19 protein-coding genes and 1 pseudogene are annotated in these 17,294 nt (G+C 68.0%); 14 read left to right on the top strand and 6 right to left on the bottom strand.

The window, feature by feature from the left end; genetic code table 11:
* Positions 1–40 precede the first annotated feature (40 nt).
* The 3 genes from OCT48_RS12015 to OCT48_RS12005 are packed head-to-tail and all read left to right on the top strand — an operon-like array spanning position 41 to position 2,507.
* Positions 41–805 carry a VacJ family lipoprotein gene (locus tag OCT48_RS12015; RefSeq protein WP_263589384.1) on the top strand — a complete coding sequence of 255 codons (765 nt, stop codon included), beginning with the start codon at positions 41–43 and terminating at the stop codon, positions 803–805.
* 12 nt (positions 806–817) lie between these two features.
* Positions 818–2,011: a PP2C family protein-serine/threonine phosphatase gene (locus OCT48_RS12010; protein ID WP_263589383.1), complete on the top strand. Its 1,194-nt coding sequence runs from the start codon at positions 818–820 to the stop codon at positions 2,009–2,011.
* The gene (locus tag OCT48_RS12005; protein WP_183381965.1) at positions 1,998–2,507 is read left to right on the top strand and encodes an STAS domain-containing protein; all 510 of its coding nucleotides are present in this window, start codon (positions 1,998–2,000) and stop codon (positions 2,505–2,507) included. The genes OCT48_RS12010 and OCT48_RS12005 overlap by 14 nt, the downstream gene beginning before the upstream one ends.
* A gap of 58 nt (positions 2,508–2,565) precedes the next feature.
* On the opposite strand, the gene tal is transcribed toward OCT48_RS12005, so the two are convergent.
* Positions 2,566–3,504 carry a transaldolase gene (gene tal, locus OCT48_RS12000; RefSeq protein WP_263589382.1) on the bottom strand — a complete coding sequence of 313 codons (939 nt, stop codon included), beginning with the start codon at positions 3,502–3,504 and terminating at the stop codon, positions 2,566–2,568.
* Between the two features lie 130 nt (positions 3,505–3,634).
* On the opposite strand from tal, the gene OCT48_RS11995 reads away from it, so the two are divergent.
* The 9 genes from OCT48_RS11995 (at position 3,635) to OCT48_RS11955 (ending at position 12,688) form a co-directional block, all read left to right on the top strand.
* A complete protein-coding gene (locus OCT48_RS11995) occupies positions 3,635–4,882 on the top strand; it encodes a Bcr/CflA family multidrug efflux MFS transporter (protein ID WP_263589381.1) in 1,248 nt (415 codons plus the stop codon).
* Positions 4,883–4,952: 70 nt separating this feature from the next.
* Positions 4,953–5,966, top strand: coding sequence for a PstS family phosphate ABC transporter substrate-binding protein (locus OCT48_RS11990; protein ID WP_263589380.1), 1,014 nt, complete (start codon positions 4,953–4,955; stop codon positions 5,964–5,966).
* A gap of 116 nt (positions 5,967–6,082) precedes the next feature.
* Positions 6,083–7,339, top strand: coding sequence for a phosphate ABC transporter permease subunit PstC (gene pstC / locus OCT48_RS11985; protein ID WP_263589379.1), 1,257 nt, complete (start codon positions 6,083–6,085; stop codon positions 7,337–7,339).
* A gap of 18 nt (positions 7,340–7,357) precedes the next feature.
* Positions 7,358–8,524: a phosphate ABC transporter permease PstA gene (pstA, locus tag OCT48_RS11980; RefSeq protein WP_263589378.1), complete on the top strand. Its 1,167-nt coding sequence runs from the start codon at positions 7,358–7,360 to the stop codon at positions 8,522–8,524.
* A 93-nt stretch (positions 8,525–8,617) separates the two neighbouring features.
* Positions 8,618–9,400: a phosphate ABC transporter ATP-binding protein PstB gene (gene pstB, locus OCT48_RS11975; RefSeq protein WP_263589377.1), complete on the top strand. Its 783-nt coding sequence runs from the start codon at positions 8,618–8,620 to the stop codon at positions 9,398–9,400.
* Positions 9,401–9,535: 135 nt separating this feature from the next.
* Positions 9,536–9,943 (top strand): arsenate reductase ArsC, encoded by a 408-nt coding sequence (locus OCT48_RS11970; protein WP_263589376.1) that lies wholly within the window; start codon positions 9,536–9,538, stop codon positions 9,941–9,943.
* A 42-nt stretch (positions 9,944–9,985) separates the two neighbouring features.
* Complete coding sequence (locus tag OCT48_RS11965) at positions 9,986–11,032, top strand: ArsJ-associated glyceraldehyde-3-phosphate dehydrogenase (RefSeq protein WP_263589375.1); 1,047 nt, start codon at positions 9,986–9,988, stop codon at positions 11,030–11,032.
* Positions 11,025–12,260 (top strand): organoarsenical effux MFS transporter ArsJ, encoded by a 1,236-nt coding sequence (gene arsJ / locus OCT48_RS11960; protein ID WP_263589374.1) that lies wholly within the window; start codon positions 11,025–11,027, stop codon positions 12,258–12,260. Before OCT48_RS11965 ends, arsJ begins: the two co-directional genes overlap by 8 nt.
* A gap of 77 nt (positions 12,261–12,337) precedes the next feature.
* The gene (locus OCT48_RS11955; RefSeq protein ID WP_263589373.1) at positions 12,338–12,688 is read left to right on the top strand and encodes a metalloregulator ArsR/SmtB family transcription factor; all 351 of its coding nucleotides are present in this window, start codon (positions 12,338–12,340) and stop codon (positions 12,686–12,688) included.
* Positions 12,689–12,702: 14 nt separating this feature from the next.
* On the opposite strand, the gene OCT48_RS11950 is transcribed toward OCT48_RS11955, so the two are convergent.
* The 5 genes and pseudogenes from OCT48_RS11950 to arsB all read right to left on the bottom strand — a co-directional run.
* Positions 12,703–13,668 (bottom strand): arsenic resistance protein, encoded by a 966-nt coding sequence (locus OCT48_RS11950; protein WP_263589372.1) that lies wholly within the window; start codon positions 13,666–13,668, stop codon positions 12,703–12,705.
* A 15-nt stretch (positions 13,669–13,683) separates the two neighbouring features.
* Complete coding sequence (locus OCT48_RS11945; protein WP_263589371.1) at positions 13,684–14,007, bottom strand: rhodanese-like domain-containing protein; 324 nt, start codon at positions 14,005–14,007, stop codon at positions 13,684–13,686.
* A gap of 15 nt (positions 14,008–14,022) precedes the next feature.
* Complete coding sequence (locus OCT48_RS11940) at positions 14,023–14,472, bottom strand: hypothetical protein (protein WP_263589370.1); 450 nt, start codon at positions 14,470–14,472, stop codon at positions 14,023–14,025.
* Positions 14,473–14,526: 54 nt separating this feature from the next.
* Positions 14,527–14,865, bottom strand: coding sequence for an ArsR/SmtB family transcription factor (locus OCT48_RS11935; RefSeq protein WP_263589369.1), 339 nt, complete (start codon positions 14,863–14,865; stop codon positions 14,527–14,529).
* Between the two features lie 80 nt (positions 14,866–14,945).
* Positions 14,946–15,773: pseudogene (arsB, locus tag OCT48_RS11930) on the bottom strand (ACR3 family arsenite efflux transporter); the annotation flags it as partial.
* 103 nt (positions 15,774–15,876) lie between these two features.
* On the opposite strand from arsB, the gene OCT48_RS11925 reads away from it, so the two are divergent.
* Both OCT48_RS11925 and OCT48_RS11920 read left to right on the top strand, forming a co-directional pair.
* Positions 15,877–16,497 carry an ATP-binding cassette domain-containing protein gene (locus tag OCT48_RS11925; protein WP_263589368.1) on the top strand — a complete coding sequence of 207 codons (621 nt, stop codon included), beginning with the start codon at positions 15,877–15,879 and terminating at the stop codon, positions 16,495–16,497.
* Positions 16,488–17,291: an ABC transporter permease gene (locus OCT48_RS11920; RefSeq protein ID WP_263589367.1), complete on the top strand. Its 804-nt coding sequence runs from the start codon at positions 16,488–16,490 to the stop codon at positions 17,289–17,291. The genes OCT48_RS11925 and OCT48_RS11920 overlap by 10 nt, the downstream gene beginning before the upstream one ends.
* The last annotated feature ends 3 nt before the right edge of the window (positions 17,292–17,294 follow it).

The following is a 17,294-nucleotide window of genomic DNA, read 5'->3' as shown; positions in this document are numbered from 1 at the left end:
GCAAGGACAAGGTACCAAGTGCAGGGAGACCACTGACGCAATGACCCCATCATTTCCCAACCGGAAGGCCGGCGCGGCGCTGCTCGCCGTGGCCTTGCTCTCGGGTTGTGCCTCCACGGCGAGCAGTCGGCAGGCCCAGCCGGAGGACCCCTGGGAGGGCTTCAACCGGCAGGTGTTCGCCTTCAACGACACCCTCGATCGCTACGCCCTGAAGCCGGCGGCCCAGGGCTATCGCTTCGTGACGCCGGATCCGGTGGAGACCGGGGTAGGCAACTTCTTCGCGAACCTGGGCGAGCTGCGCACCACCCTCAACAGCCTCCTGCAGGGCAAGCCCGGCAACGCCGGCATCGCCACCGGACGCTTTCTGATCAACTCCACCGTGGGGGTCCTGGGGCTGTTCGACGTGGCCTCGCACATGGAGTTGGTGGGGCGCGAGGAGGACTTCGGCCAGACCCTGGCGGTGTGGGGGGTGGGCGAGGGGCCCTATGTGGTGCTGCCGCTGCTGGGGCCGAGTACGGTGCGTGACACCGCCGGCCTGCCGGTGGATTCCTATACCTACCCGCTGACCTATGTTGAAGAGGACAAGGTGCGGCTTTCCTTGCGTGCCCTGGACGCGATCGACACGCGGGCGGGCCTTCTCGACCAGGAGCGGTTGATCCGCGGGGATCGCTACAGCTTCATCCGTGACAGCTGGCTGCAGCGACGACGCTTCGAGGTCAATGATGGCGAGCTGGGCGAGGACCCCTTCGCCACGGATGAGTTCGATTTCGAGGATGCCGACTTTGATGACGCCTTCGCCGAATGAGGCCATGACGGGATGCCAGCTGCCAACGAGCTGATCGGACTGATCGACGCCCCCGGGCCGGAGCGTGATGCCCTGGCCGAGACCATCGCCAAGGATGGCCTGGCGGTGGTCGCCGTGGAGCGGCCGGACCAGCTGCCGGCCACGGCCTCGCTGGCGGTGGCCCGCTCCCGGATCGTGCCCAGCAGCGAGTGGGCCGCCCTGGCCAGGCGGCTGCCGACCCTGGTGGTCAGCGACGATCGCCAGGACAGCGACCTGCTCCAGGCGGTGGATGCCGGCCTGGTGGACTACGTCATCGAGCCGCTTCGCCATGGCCACCTGTTGCGCCGGATCATTCGCCGGGTCATCGAGGTCAACCGCCTCGCCGAGGAGCGGGAACACGACCGGGCCCGCCTGGCCGATCTCAACGAGCGCCTGGAGACCCACCTGGCCATGCTGCGCATGGACCAGCAGGCCGGTGGCCAGATCCAGCGCAAGCTGCTGCCGCCGCGGCCCCAGACCGTGGGTGGGGTGACCTGCGACTACTGGCTGGCGCCGTCGCTGTACCTGTCCGGGGATTTCCTCGACTTCCAGCGCTTCGACGATCGCTATACCCTGTTCTACTTCGCCGATGTCTCCGGCCACGGGGCCTCGTCGGCCTTCGTCACGGTGCTGCTCAAGTACCTCTCCAATCGCTGGCAGAACGAGTGGGATGGCCAGGCCCCCGAATGCCTGGCGCCGCGCTGGCTGGCGGCCCTGAACCGCGAGCTGCTCGATACGGGGATCGGCAAGCATGCCACCTTGTTCGTTGGTGTCATTGACCGGGAGCGCCGCTATCTGCACTATTCGCTCGGCGCTCAGCTGCCCATGCCGCTGCTGGTCGCCGACGGCGAGGCCCGGCCCCTGGCCGGGGAGGGCATGCCGGTGGGGCTCTTCCCGCATGTCGAGTACCCCCGGCTGGGTTGCCCCTTGCCCGCGACCTTCCGTCTCTGCCTGTGTTCCGACGGGATCCTGGAATGCCTGCCCGGCGAGACCCTCGACGCGCGTCTCCGGGAGCTCGAGCGACGGGTGCTGGCCAGCGACACGGTGGCGGAGCTGAGGGAGGGCCTTGCCCTGGGCAAGATGGAAGACGATGATGACCTTATCGCCGAACACGCCCCTGGCCATGAAGAGCTGCCCGACGACCTGACGATCATGATGTTGAGCGGATTTGGCAATGATAATGCATGAAGGCCGCATCAAGGCGGCGTTCGATTCCGGGGTGTTCGTGCTCAAGCTGTGCGGTGATGTGCGGCTGACGCTGTGCGCGACCCTGGACAGCCAGGCCCAGCGGCTTGCCGAGACCCCCGGGCTCGAGGCCGTGATGGTCGACCTGCGCGAGGCGACCAACGTCGACTCCACCGCCCTGGGCTTTCTCGCCAAGGTGGCCATGGCGCTGCAGGGCCGCCTGGAGCATCCGCCGACCATCGTCGTCGACAATCCCGACGTCCAGCGCATGCTCGACGTCATGGGCTTCGCCAACTACTACACCCTGGTGGAATCCCCCATCACCGAGCCTCACGAGCTGCGGGAGCTGCCGGAGGTTCCCGCCGACGAGGAGGGCATGCGACAGCGCATCCTCGAGGCCCATCGCATCCTGATGCACATGAACGAGCACAACCGCGAACAGTTCCAGCCGCTGGTCGAGATGCTCGAGGCCCAGGAGGCCGCCTCGCACCGCGACTGAGCCGCCACCGACGCCGCATGGAGGACGGGGAGACGCCGACGGCGTCTCCCCGTGTTCGTCAGGCCTGGCGAAGTTCGCCCAGCAGCGCCTCGAGCCGGCGCTGGTCGGCCATGAACTTGCGGATGCCCTCGGCCAGCTTCTCGGTGGCCATGGCATCCTCGTTCAGCGCCCAGCGGAACTCCGCTTCGTCCTGGGGCTCGGGGGGGCGGGTCTCGGCGTCCAGGGGCGCCAGGCGGCGCTCCAGGGCACCCTCGGTTTCTGCGAGTTCGCCGAGCAGGGCCGGCGAGATGGTCAGGCGGTCACAGCCGGCCAGCGCCTTGATCTCGCCGCTGTTGCGGAAGCTGGCGCCCATCACGATGGTGTCGAAGCCGTGGCCCTTGAAGTGCTCGTAGATGCGCCGGACCGACTGGACGCCGGGGTCGCGGTCGTCCTCGAAGTCGGCCTCGGGATCCTGGGCCTTGTGCCAGTCGAGGATGCGCCCCACGAACGGCGAGACCAGCGTCACGCCGGCGTCGGCACAGGCGCGGGCCTGGGTGAAGCTGAACAGCAGCGTGAGGTTGGTGTGGATGCCCTCGCGCTCCAGCACCCTGGCCGCCTGGATGCCTTCCCAGGTGGCGGCGACCTTGATCAGGATGCGCTCCGGGCCGACGCCATGGCGGCCATAGCGCTCGATCAGCGAACGGGCCCTGACCAGGGTGGCCTCGGTGTCGAAGGACAACCGGGCGCTGACCTCGGTGGACACGTAGCCGGGCACCAGGGCGCTGATCTCGCTGCCGATCTCCACCGCCACGGCATCCAGGGCGTCGTCGATGTCGGTGGCGTGGCGGGCGATCTCGGCGAGCCGGGCCCGGCGGCCCTCCTGCTGGGCGGCCTGCAGGATCAGCGAGGGGTTGGTGGTGGCGTCGGTGGGCGAGAAGCGGCGAATCGTCTCGAGGTCGCCGGTATCGGCCACCACGGTGGTCATGCGCTTGAGTTGCGAAAGCAGGTCATCTGCCATGGGTGGGGTGTCCTCCGTGTCGTCGCCTTCCACTCTACCAAGGCCGCATGAGCGAACATAGACGGCGACGGCATCCGCGCCGGATTCGCGTTATCATTAGTGTCCTATCGGAAATCCTGTCGGAGGCGCCTTGACCCTCGATGCCCGACGCGTGGCCCTGCTGGTGGCCGCCAATACCGCCCTGGCTCCCTTTGCCATCGACGCCTACCTGCCGGCCATGCCGGCCCTGGCCGAGGCCGTGGGAGCCAGCATCCACCATACCGAGCTCTCGATCAGCGTCTTCCTGTTCGGTTTCGCCCTCGGCCAGCTGATCGGGGGGCCGCTCTCCGATCGGCTGGGCCGCAAGCCCGTGCTGCTCGGCGGGCTGGTGATCTTCCTGCTGGCCAGCCTGATGCTGACCACGGTGGACAGCCTCGCCGAGCTGTTGGCCTGGCGCCTGGTCCAGGCGTTGGGGGGCGGGGCCTGCGTGGTCAACTCGGCGGCGATCGTGCGCGACTGCTTCAGCGGCCGCGAGGCCGCCAAGGTGATGTCGACCATGGCGATGATCATGATGCTGGCCCCTCTGGCGGCGCCGGCGGTGGGCAGCGGCCTGCTGTACCTCGCCGACTGGTGGCTGATCTTCGTCTTCCTGGCGGTCTACGCCGCCTTCCTGCTGTGGTTGATGGGAACGCGCCTGCCCGAGACCCGGGCAGCGGATGCGCCCATGGCCTCGCCGCGCCAGGTGCTGCGCAACTACGCCAGCGTGCTGCGCCACCGCGAGGGAATGGGCTATGTGCTCGCCGTGGCCGCGACCTTCGCCGGCATGTTCGCCTTCATCACCGCCTCGCCGTTCCTGTACATGACCCACTATGGCGTGTCGCCGGCGATGTACCCCGTGGTCTTCGGGGTCAACGTGGTGGTCATGGCCGCCTCGAATCGCGTCAACATCCGCCTGCTGCGCCGGCGCGCGCCCCAGCAGAACATGCGTCTGGGTCTCGGCGTGCAGTTCGTCGTGGCGCTGTCCCTGGTGGCGCTGGTGGCCACCGGACTCGACTCGCTGGTCACGGTGGTGCCGCTGATCATGCTGTTCATGGGCATGGTGGGCCTGATCATCCCCAATGCCATCGCCTCGCTGCTCGAGCACTTCAGCCACATGAGCGCCACCGCCACGGCGCTGCTGGGCAGTATCCAGTTCACCTGCGGGGCCCTGGCCGGCGTGGTGGTGAGTGGCTTCGAGATCGATAGTGCCTGGCCCATGGTACTGACCATGCTGGTCGTGTCACTGGCCGGCAACCTGGCCCTGCGCGGGCTGGCGGGGCGCGCCGGCCGGGGCTCGTCCTCGCCGGTCGAGAGGGCCGAGGGGGGGGGGCTGACGGGGGGAGGGCGCTCGCTGTCATGAAGCTGTCATTTTCGTGGGGCATCTTGTGACTCGCGAAGGACGAACACTTCTCTCAACAGGAGCTCTCTCCATGAACCGCATCCTCAAGACCACCGTCATCGCTGCCGCCGTCATGGGCGTGGCCGGTGTCGCCCAGGCCCGCGACCAGGTTCGCATCGTGGGATCCAGCACCGTCTACCCGTTCGCCAGCTACGTGGCCGAGGAGTTCGGCGCCACTACCGATTACCCGACGCCGGTCATCGAGTCCACCGGTTCCGGCGGTGGCCTGCGGCTGTTCTGCAACGGTGTCGGTGAGGACACCCCGAACATCACCAACGCCTCGCGCCGCATGAAGCCCTCCGAGTTCGAGCGTTGTGCCGAGAACGGCGTGACCGACATCACCGAGGCCTTCGTCGGCTACGACGGCATCGCCTTCGCCCAGTCCAGCGCCAACGAGGCCATGGACGTGACCCGCGAGCAGTTGTTCCTGGCCCTGGCCGCCCAGGTGCCGGTGGACGGCGAGCTGGTCGACAACCCCTACACCCAGTGGAGCGACATCGACGCCTCCCTGCCGGATCGCGAGATCGCCGTCTACGGCCCGCCCACCACCTCCGGGACCCGTGATGCCTTCGAGGAGCTGGTGATGGAAGCGGCCTCCGAGGACATGGAGGCCTACGGCGACGAGGGCTATACCGATATCCGTGCCGATGGCGCCTTCATCGACGCCGGCGAGAACGACAACCTGATCGTCCAGCGCCTGGCCGAGAACACCGACGCCTTCGGCATCTTCGGCTACTCCTTCCTCGAGGAGAACGCCGATACCCTGATCGGCTCCAGCGTCGATGGCGTCGAGCCCACGCCGGAGGCCATCGGCAGCGGCGAGTACCCGGTGTCCCGCTCGCTGTTCTTCTACGTGAAGAATCAGCACGCCGACGAGGTCCCGGCCATGTACGAGTATGCCAACATGTTCATGAGCGAGCAGATGATCGGCGATCTCGGCTACCTCAAGGGCATCGGCCTGATCCCGGCCCCCGAGGAAATGCGCGAGCAGGCACGCCAGGCAGTGGCCGACCACGAGTCACTCGAACTGGCCGACCTGAAGTAAGGGGCGGGCTCGAGCCCTGAACCGGCCGGTAGCCCTGGGCTACCGGCCGGCGCGTGTTCCGGCAGGGAAGCCGGCCTGGCGACCCCCCTGCGGATGAATTCCTTCGAGAGACACCTATGCAGACCAACCAAATCCTCGCCCTGTTCTGCGGCACCCTGCTGGTGCTGGGTCTGATAGCCTTCTTCCTGGGCCGGGCCAAGGCCGCCAGAGTGCGCGCCTCGGGCACCGCCATGTATGCCCAGCCCGACCAGTACGCCTGGTTCAGCGTGCTGTCCACGGCCGGCCCGGCGATCGCGGTGGGCGCGGTGGGCGCCTTCGTGATGCTGCTGGCCGGGGCCGAGATCCCTATCCTCTACCTGCTGGCCGCCAGCCTGGTGGTCGGCTGTGCCGGCCTGGTCATGGGCATCGCCCTGGTGCGCCCCGATTTCCATGCGCGCCAGGCCATCGAGCGGGTGATCCGCTTCTTTCTGGCCGGCGCCGCCCTGATCTCGATCTTCACCACCTTCGGCATCCTGATCTCGATCGTCGGGGAGGCCATCCGCTTCTTCCAGATGCAGAGCTTCTGGGACTTCATCACCGGCACCACCTGGAACCCGGGGGCCAGCTTCCTCGAGGCGGCGGGTCGCGCCGAGGAAGGCGCCAGCGCCGCCCAGTTCGGCTCGGTGCCGCTGTTCGCCGGTACCTTCATGATCACCCTGGTGGCGATGCTGGTGGCGATCCCGGTGGGCCTGCTCTCGGCCATCTACATGGCCGAGTTCGCCCCCCAGCGGGTGCGCACCCTGGCCAAGCCGGTGCTCGAGGTCCTGGCCGGCATCCCCACCGTGGTCTACGGCTTCTTCGCCGCCATCACCGTGGCGCCGATCATCGTCGACGTGGCCGGCGTCTTCGGCCTGGACGCCTCCTTCAACAACGCCCTGGCGCCCGGCATCGTGATGGGCATCATGATCATCCCCTTCATCTCCTCGCTGTCCGACGACGTCATCAACTCGGTGCCGGACAGCATGCGTCAGGGCTCGCTGGCGCTGGGCATGACCAAGGGCGAGACCATCCGCGACGTGGTGGTGCCGGCGGCCCTGCCGGGCATCATCTCGGCCTCGCTGCTGGCGATGTCCCGGGCGCTCGGCGAGACCATGATCGTGGTGATGGCCGCCGGCATGCGGCCCAACCTCACGGCCAATCCCCTGGAGGACATGACCACCGTGACGGTGCGCATCGTCGCCGCCCTGACCGGCGACCAGGAGTTCGCCAGCGCCGAGACCCTGTCCGCCTTCGCCCTGGGCCTGGTGCTCTTCGTGGTGACCCTGTCGCTGAATCTGGTCTCGGTGATCATGATTCGGCGGTTCCGCGAGAAGTATCGGATCAACAACCTCTAACGCCTTGGAGCCATCCCGATGAGCCAACCCTTCGACGAGATCAGCGCCCAGCTCCGGCGTCGTCACCGCAAGTCCGCCCGGCTGAAGTGGATCTCCATGGGCGCCCTGGGCCTGGCCGGCCTCTTCCTGGTGCTGTTCTTCGCCGACATGCTGGTCAAGGGCCTGCCGGCCTTCCAGCAGGCCCAGATCCAGGTCGAGGTCGACTACAGCGAGCGGGCCAGCGAACTGCCCCTGGCCGCCGTTCAGGAGGACGTGCGCCCACTGGTCAGCCGAGGCTACCTGCGTCTCATCCCGGGGCGCATGGAGGACAACCCCGAGCTGCTCGGCACCACCCGCATGGAGTGGGTACTGGCCGACGGCCAGGTCGACCAGTACCTCAAGGGCCACCATTCCAAGTTGCGTGACAGCGAGCAGGCGGTGGTCGACCGACTGGTGGAGCAGGGACGCGCCGAGCTGCGCTTCAACACCACCTTCTTCACCCGCGGTGACTCCAAGATGCCCGAGCTCGCCGGCATCGCCTCCGCGGCCATGGGCACGGTGCTGACCCTGCTGGTGACGCTGGCCGTGTCCTTCCCGATCGGCGTGATGACCGCGGTCTACCTGGAGGAATTCGCCCCCGACAACCGTGTCACCCAGCTGATCGAGATCAACATCAACAACCTGGCGGCGATTCCCTCGATCCTCTTCGGCCTGCTGGGTCTGGCGATCTTCATCAACTTCTTCGGCGTGCCGCGCTCCACGCCGGTGGTCGGCGGCCTGACGCTCGCGCTGATGACCCTGCCGGTGATCATCATCGCCACCCGCACGGCGCTGCGCAGCGTGCCGGATTCGATTCGCCATGCCGCCTTCGGGGTGGGGTGCTCGCGCTGGCAGGTGGTGCGCGACCACGTGCTGCCGCTGGCCATGCCCGGCATCATGACCGGCTCCATCATCGGCCTGGCCCAGGCCATGGGCGAGACCGCGCCGCTGATCATCGTCGGCATGGTGGCCTTCATCCCCGATGTGACCAGTTCCTTCACCGAGGCCGCCACCGTGCTGCCGGCGCAGATCTTCACCTGGGCAGGGGAGCCCGACCGGGCCTTCATCGAGAAGACCTCCGGCGGCATCCTGGTGCTGCTGTCCGTGCTGATCACCCTCAACGCCACCGCCGTGGTGTTGCGCAAGAAATTCGAACGTCGCTGGTAAGGCCCGCGGCACGACACAGGATATGCCAAGATGAATATTCAAGTTGCCGAGCGGAGTATCGCCCCCATGACCGGTCACACTGCCGGACAACCTGTGACCCGAAACGAGGAAGCGCACCACGAGCTCTCCATCCGCGTGCGCGACCTCAACCTCTGGTACGGGGACACCCAGGCGCTCAAGAACATCAACCTCGATGTCTACCAGAAGAACGTCACGGCGCTGATCGGGCCCTCGGGGTGCGGCAAGTCGACCTTCCTACGCTGCCTCAACCGCATGAACGACCTGATCCCCAGCGTGCGCCTCGAGGGCCTGGTGGAGATGGACGGTCGCGATGTCAACGAAGCCAAGATGGACGAGGTGGCCCTGCGCCGCCGGGTGGGCATGGTGTTCCAGAAGCCCAACCCCTTTCCCAAGTCGATCTACGAGAACGTCGCCTATGCGCCGCGCATGCACGACCTGGTCAGCCGCAAGACCGACGTCGACGAGCTGGTCGAGCGCGCCCTGCGCGATGCCGGCCTCTGGGAGGAGGTCAAGGACAAGCTGCACCAGCCCGGCACCTCGCTCTCCGGCGGCCAGCAGCAGCGGCTGTGCATCGCCCGGGCCATCGCGGTGCAGCCCGACGTCATCCTGATGGATGAGCCGACCTCGGCCCTGGACCCGATCTCCACGGCGACCATCGAGGACCTGATGGACAAGCTCAAGCAGCAGTTCACCATCATCACCGTGACTCACAACATGCAGCAGGCCGCCCGGGTGGCCGACTACACGGCCTTCTTCCACCTGGGCGAGGTGGTCGAGTACAACGACACCCAGGCCATGTTCGCCAACCCGCACACCAAGAAGGCCGAGGACTACATCACCGGTCGCTATGGCTGAGGTCGGCGAGTCATGAGTGGTATTTGGACGGGGAGGCGAGCGATCGCCTCCCCGTCGTCGTGTCCACCCCTGTCACGGGAGTGTCATCGGTCTCGTCTACATATGGAATTCCATATATAATCGGGAGCCAACCACATGGCCAAGCGACGCGTCCTCTTCCTGTGCAACGCCAATTCCGCGCGCTCGTTGATGGGCGAGGCGATGCTGAGGCACCTGGCCGGCGAGCGCTTTGCGGCCTTCAGCGCCGGCAGCGAGCCCGATGCGCCCCACGAACGGACCCTGGAGGCGCTCGACAAGCTGGGCATCGCCACCGAGGGGCTGGCCAGCACGTCCCTGGACGACTTCGCCGGCGAGGCCTTCGACACGGTGATCGTGCTCTGCGACAAGGCCCGGCAGGCCTGTCGCGACTGGCCGGGGGAGGTCGGGGAGCGGCTCTACTGGGATATCCGCGACCCGCGCCTGATCGACCGTGAGAACGCCTACGGGCAGGCGCTCCAGGAGATCCGCCATCGGCTCCAGCTGTGGCTGGATGCCCAGCGCTGACACGGCCATGCCGTCCAACCCTGTAACCTTCGAGAGGCCCTCATGACCCTACGCATCGGCATCAATGGCTTCGGCCGCATCGGCCGCCTCGCGCTGCGCAGCCTCTGGTCGCGCGTCGAGGCCGGCGAGGCCGAGGTGGTGCGCATCAACGACCCGGGCGGCGATGCCGCCACCTTCGCCCACCTGCTGGAGTTCGACTCGGTCCACGGCCACTGGGCGCCCGGTCGGGGCATCCAGGCCGAGGGCGATGCCATCGTGGTCGACGGCCTGCGCAGCGCCTTCAGCGCCAACCGCGAGACGGCGGACACCGACTGGTCGGACTGCGACCTGGTGATCGAGGCCTCCGGGGCGATCAAGACACGGCAGGCGCTCACCGCCTATCTGGACCAGGGCGTCGGCCGGGTGGTGGTCAGTGCGCCGGTGAAGGAGGCGGGCGTGCTCAACGTGGTGATGGGGGTCAACGACGATGCCTTCGATCCCGAGATGCACCGCATCGTCACCGCGGCCAGCTGCACCACCAACTGCCTGGCCCCGGCGGTCAAGGTGATCCACGAGACCTTCGGCATCCGCCACGGCTCGATGACCACGGTGCACGACATCACCAACACCCAGACCATCCTCGACGCGCCACACAAGGATCTTCGCCGGGCCCGGGCCTGCGGCATGAGCCTGATTCCCACCACCACCGGGTCCGCCAAGGCGATCACCGCCATCTTCCCGGAGCTCGAGGGCAAGCTGAACGGCCACGCCGTGCGCGTGCCGCTGGCCAACGCCTCGCTCACCGACATGGTCTTCGAGCTCGCGCGGGAGGCGACGGTGGAGGAGGTCAACGCCGCCCTGAAGCAGGCGGCGGAAGGCGAGATGGCCGGCATCCTGGGCTTTGAAGAGCGCCCGCTGGTGTCCATCGACTACCGCACCGACCCGCGCAGCGCGATCATCGATGCGCCCTCGACCATGGTGGTCAATGGCACCCAGCTCAAGCTCTACGCCTGGTACGACAACGAGTGGGGCTACGCCAACCGCACCGCCGAGCTGGCCATGAAGGTGGGGCGGGGACGGGGAGAAGGGATGCAGGTGGGCAATGCCTGACGCAGGGGGAATCGCGAGTCGTCTGAGGGCACTGCCCTTCGAGGTGCGCCAGTACCTGCTGATCACCGGCAACTACTGGGCCTTCACCCTCACCGACGGCGCCCTGCGCATGCTGGTGGTGCTGCATTTCCACCAGTTGGGTTATACGCCGCTGGAGGTGGCGCTGCTGTTCCTCTTCTACGAGGCCTTCGGCGTGGTCACCAACCTGGTGGGGGGCTGGCTGGGCGCGCGCCTGGGCCTCAACCGCACCATGAACGTGGGGCTGGGGCTACAGATCGTCGCCCTGGCCATGTTGATGGTGCCCGCCGCGGCGCTGACCGTGCCCTGGGTGATGGGCGCCCAGGCGCTCTCCGGCATCGCCAAGGACCTCAACAAGATGAGCGCCAAGAGCGCGGTCAAGGTGCTGGTGCCCAGGGACAGCCCCAGCGCCGGTAGCGCGCTCTATCGCTGGGTGGCGATCCTCACCGGCTCCAAGAACGCGCTCAAGGGGGGCGGTTTCTTCCTCGGCGGCCTGCTGCTGACGCTGATCGGCTTCCGCGGCGCGGTGATCGTCATGGCGGTGATGCTGGTTGCGGTGCTCACGCTGTCGCTTTCGCGGCTCAAGGCCGACCTGGGCCGCGTCAAGCACAAGCCGAAGTTCTCCGAGGTGCTCTCCCGGTCGCGGGCCATCAACGTGCTCGCGGCGGCGCGGCTGTGCCTGTTCGCCTCCCGGGACGTGTGGTTCGTGGTGGCCCTGCCGGTGTTCCTGTATGACCTGCATGGCTGGAGCCACTGGACGGTGGGCGGTCTGCTGGCGATCTGGGTGATCGGCTACGGCGGGGTGCAGACCCAGGCGCCGCGCCTCACCGGCCTGGTCAAGGGCGGCGCGCGGGCCGTCACGGCGTTCTGGGCCCTGGCGCTGGCCGGCCTGCCGGCGCTACTGGCGCTGCTGCCGCTGGCCGAGGTGGGCTGGCTGGTGGCGGGGCTGCTGGCCTTCGGCGTGCTCTTCGCCATCAACTCCAGCTGGCACAGCTACCTGATCGTTCACTACGCGCGGGCCGACGGCGTCTCCATGGACGTGGGCTTCTACTACATGGCCAATGCCATGGGCCGGCTCGCCGGCACTCTGCTCTCCGGCTGGGTCTACCAGGTCCAGGGGCTGGCCGCCTGCCTGTGGATCTCCGCGGCCCTGGTGGCGGCCAGTGCGCTGATGGCCCTGGCGCTGCCGCGGGAGGCCGCCGCGCGCTGACCCGCCGCCGGCCGCGGGCTTCGCGCCCTCGGCCGGCTGGCGTAGAATCGAGTTCTCACCCTTGCAGGAACCGTCCCATGTCGCTGGATCCCCTCCGTCTCTTCAAGTGCCTGGCCGACGAGACCCGGTTGATGCTGATGCTGCTCATCCAGCGCGAGGGAGAGCTGTGCGTCTGCGAGATGACCCATGCCCTGGAGGAGTCGCAGCCCAAGGTATCGCGGCACCTGGCCCAACTGCGCCGCTGTGGCCTGCTCGAGGATCGTCGCGAGGGCCAGTGGGTCTACTATGCCATCGCCCCCGACCTGCCCGACTGGGCGTCGAGGATCCTGGCGGCCGGGGCGGAAGGCGGGGCCGCGCGCCTCGATGCGCTCCAGTCACGGCTCGGCCGCATGGGCCATCGCCCCGCGCGCCGCGCCGCCCTGTGCTGAGGTTGGCCATGTGGCTAGGTGTGAGCGGGCTCGGGGATCAACCTGGTCGGCACCCAGGCCAGGTAGGCCACCATGCCGAACAGCTCGACCAGCGACTGGAAGACGATGACCACCACGGCGGCCTGCCAGGCCTCGGGCAGTGTCAGGGCGATGGGCAGCATCACGAAGGAGTTGCGTGTGCCGAAGCTGAAGGTCAGGGTCCTGGCTGCCGGCGCGGGGAGCCGGAACAGCCTGCCGAGTGTCCTGCCCAGGAAGGCGGCGAAGACCAGGTAGGCGACGAAGATCAGCAGCCCCTGGATCAACACCCCGCCGAGGCCGGCCACGGTCGTCACCTGGGAGGCGGCGATGACGAAGACCACCAGCGCCAGCAGGGGGACGGGCAGCAGGCCCAGGCCATGCACCAGCCGCCTGGCGGTGAGGCTACGTTCGGCCAGGCGCTCGGTCACCCAGGCCAGGGCCAGGGGAGTGAGGATCAATCCCGCGAAGGCGCCGAGCAGGTGGGTGCTGATCGCGGCCTGAAACCATGCCGCGCCCAGGAAGAGCCAGAGATAGACGGGCAGGGCCAGCAACTGCACGAGCAGGAGTACCGGCGCGGCGGCGATGGCTCGGCCGGCATCGCCCTGGCCCAGGTGGGTAAAGCTGATGAACCAGTCGGTACAGGGGACGAGCAGCACCAGCAGCACGCCGGCCTGCACGACGGGCGACACGGGCAGGAGGGTCATCAGCCCGCCCAGGACGCCGGGAATCACCACGAAGTTGCCGAGCAGCAGGGCCGCCAGGAAGCGCCAATCCCTGAGGCCCTGGCCGATCCGTGTCAGCGGCACCTGGGTGAAGGTGGCGTAGAGCAGGCCGCCGAGCAGCGGCCAGAGGAAGGCTTCCAGCCGGGTGGTCACGTCCGACCGGCCCAGCCCGATGGCCAGGCCCGCCAGGATACACAGCAGGTAGATCCAGGATTGCTGGCGTTCCATCCAGTCGCGCACGGATGAGGATCCTTCTCAGTGTTCCAGTGACAAGCCCTCGGCCTTCCAGGCCCTTTTGCCGCCCACATAATGGTAGACCTCGGTATAGCCGAGGCGGCTCAGGCGTTCGGCGGCACGGCCGGCTCGCTTGCAGTCTTCACTGGCACAATACACGACGATGGTCGCCTGCCTGCCGGGAAGCCGGCGGGGCGCCGCGTCCAGGATATCGTCGGAGACGATGTTGATGGCCCCCGGCAGGTGTCCCTTGGCGAAGGCCTCGGCCGGCAGGGTATCCACCAGAATGAAATCCTGGCCGCGGCTTTGCCAGTCTCGCAGGGTCGCGGTATCGATCGTTGGCATGGCACCTCTCCGGGTTCAAGCGTGGGACGGCTTGCCGAAATAGCGGTCCAGCCCCCACAGCAGTAGGCCAAACAGCAGGTGCGGCAGGGCGGACGCCGGGATCAGCTGGGGACCGATCGCCCCTCCGGCGAGCCCCCAGCCGATCACGGGGAAGAACACCACCAGGATCACCCCCCATAGCACGGCGGCCAGGCCCAGCGCGGTTAGCAGGGTCTTGCGCGGGAAATAGCGCACGAATACCACCGACCAGAAGGTCACATAGACCGTGTGGAAGAGCAGGCCGACCGGCATCGGCAGGGTCCGCCCCAGCAGGGTCTCGGCGAAGGCCAGGGAAGGGGGCTTGGGGAAGGGCGAGACGCCGGTCTTCAGCGAGGCCACCATGACGATGGCGGTGAGCACCGACACCGCGATCCCGATGCCGATCGCCCTGGGCCAGGAAGGTCTGTTGGGGGCTGTCTGGATCATCTTGCGCTCCTTTGTCATGAGCGGTGCGGATGAGCCCTCAGGAGAGGAGGAGGGTCACCGGTCGCGAGACGTGGGACAGCGTGGTCCGCAGGTATCCTCGGACTCGCTGCAGCAGGCACCGACCAGGTGGTCCGTCAACGCCAGCAGGGCATCGAACACCGCGCGGTAATAGACGAACTGGCCCTCTCGACGCGATTCGACCAGGCCGGCGGCGGCCAGTTTCTGCAGGTGAAAGGTCAACGCACTCGGCGCCACGTCCAGGCGTTCGGCGAGCCTGCCTGCCGTCAGGCCGTCGGGGCCCGCCGCCGCCAGCCGGCGAATCGCCGCCAGGCGGACGGGATGGGCGAGGGCGGTCAGCTTTCTGGCGACGATGTCGTCGTTGTCTTGAATCATGTTTCAAGAGTATGTGAACTCAATATTTCATGCAATATTGAAATAAATGCCTGGCCCTATCGGTCCTGCGCGGCAGCCATTCACTGACGCTGGGGGTGACCTCGCGGGGGCAAGGGCTCAGCCCGGCTGCTCGCGCCTGCCGGGGCGGGGAACCGGTCTCGTGTGGCGTTGGCGATGCGCACCAGGGCGAGCATCAAGGGCACCTCTACCAGTACCCCCACCACGGTGGCCAGGGCCGCGCCGGATTGCAGGCCGAACAGGGCGATGGCGGCGGCCACGGCCAGTTCGAAGAAGTTGCTGGCGCCGATCATGGCGCCCGGCGCCGCCACGCAGTGGGGGACCCGCCAGGCCCAGCCGTAGGCCAGCAGGAAGATCAGGAAGGTCTGCAGGATCAGCGGGATGGCAATCAGCACGATATGCAGGGGATGGGTCAGGATGACCTCGCCCTGGAAGGCGAACAGCAATACCAGGGTGATGATCAGGCCGATGGGCGTGGCCGGGGCGATCCGCGCCAGGAAGTCCGTCTCGAACCAGGCCTGACCGTGACGGCGGATCAGGGCCCGACGGCTCAGGTAGCCCGCGCCCAGGGGAATGACGATATACAGCACCACCGAGAGCGCCACGGTGTCCCATGGCACCTGGATGTCCGACACGCCGAGCAGCACCACCACGATGGGGGCGAAGGCGAACAGCATGATCAGGTCATTGAGCGAGACCTGGACCAGGGTGTAGGCGGCGTCGCCGCGGGTCAGGGTGCTCCACACGAAGACCATGGCGGTGCAGGGGGCGGCGCCCAGCAGGATGGCGCCGGCCAGGTACTGGCTGGCCAGGGCCTCGGGAATCCAGGGCCGAAAGACCACGGTGAGGAAGAAGCCGGCGATGACGAACATGGTGAATGGCTTGATCAGCTCCATATGTCATCAATCCTCCGATTCGCCTCTCGCGGACGATGACGAGCAGCTGCTAGGCTCATCGGGCTTCGCCCGCCTTCTCGAACCGTGGAGTCTTCCCATGACCGCCCAGCCGCCCCTGTGCCTCGACGAGCTCACCGTCGGCGACCTGCAGCCGGTCTCGCTGTGCGTGGCCCCCGGGGAGGTGCTGTGTCTCGCCGGCCCCAGCGGGGTGGGCAAGAGCCGGCTGCTGCGGGCCATCGCCGACCTGGAGCCCCATGGGGGAGCGGTCACCCTGGGCGAGCTGGCCCAGGCCGACCTCCCGGGCCATGCATGGCGCCGCCGGGTGATGCTGGTGCCGGCGGAGAGCCAGTGGTGGGCCGAGCGGGTGGGCGATCACTTCCCCGCGGCGGATGATCGGGGCCTGTCGGCCCTGGGCCTGACGCCGGCGGTGCTCGACTGGCCGGTGGGCCGTCTGTCGTCCGGCGAGAAACAGCGCCTGGCACTGCTGCGGGCCCTGACCCGAGGCCCTTCGGTGCTGCTGCTGGACGAGCCCACGGCCAACCTGGACGACGCCACCACCCGCCGGGTGGAGGCCTGGCTGATGGCTCGCATCCGTGACGGGGGCTGGCCGGTGATCTGGGTCGCCCATGACCCGGCGCAGATCGCCCGGGTCGCCACACGGCGGGGGTGCCTCGCGGGGGGGCGACTGGTCGAGGAGGCCCCGGCGCCATGCAAGTGATCGAACTCGCCTGGTGGCAACTGGGCCTGGCCGCGCTGCTGGTGGTGGCGCTCGCCGGTTGCACGGTGGCCGGGCGGCTGGGGATGGGCCGCACGCTGCTGATCGCGGCGGGACGTACGGTGATCCAACTGGCCCTGGTCGGGCTGGTGCTCGAGGTGCTGTTCGCCTCGGCGCGGCTGCACTGGGTGGTACTGATGGCCGTGGCGATGCTGTTGATCGCCGGCCGCGAGGTCGTGGCCCGCCAGAAACGCCGCCTGCTCGGCGGCTGGGCCTTCGGCATCGGCACCCTGGCGATGTTCCTGTCCTCCTTCAGCGTGGCGGTGCTGACCCTGACGGTGATCATCGGCCCCGAGCCCTGGTACCGCCCCCAGTATGCCATTCCGCTGCTGGGCATGATGCTCGGCAATACCATGACCGGCGTGGCCCTGGCCCTGGACCGCCTCACCGAGGGCACCTGGCAGCAGCGGGCGGTGATCGAGAATCGCCTGATGCTCGGCCAGACCTGGCGGGAGGCCATCGGCGACATTCGCCGCGAGGCGATGCGCAGCGGGCTGATGCCGGTGGTCAATGCCATGGCTGCCGCCGGGGTGGTCAGCCTGCCGGGCATGATGACCGGTCAGATCCTGGCCGGCACCGCGCCGGCGCTGGCGGTGAAGTACCAGATCCTGATCATGTTCACCATCACCCTGGGCACGGGCTTCGGCACCCTGGTCGCGGTGGCCCTGGCCAGTCGGCGGCTGTTCGATGATCGCGAGCGGCTGCGCCCCGATCGCCTGGCGGCGCCCCGCAAATGAAGG

Source organism: Halomonas sp. M4R1S46 (assembly GCF_025725685.1).
Lineage (GTDB): Bacteria > Pseudomonadota > Gammaproteobacteria > Pseudomonadales > Halomonadaceae > Halomonas.
Note: the sequence above shows the minus strand (reverse complement) of the source record. Positions and strands in the feature narration are given on the sequence as shown.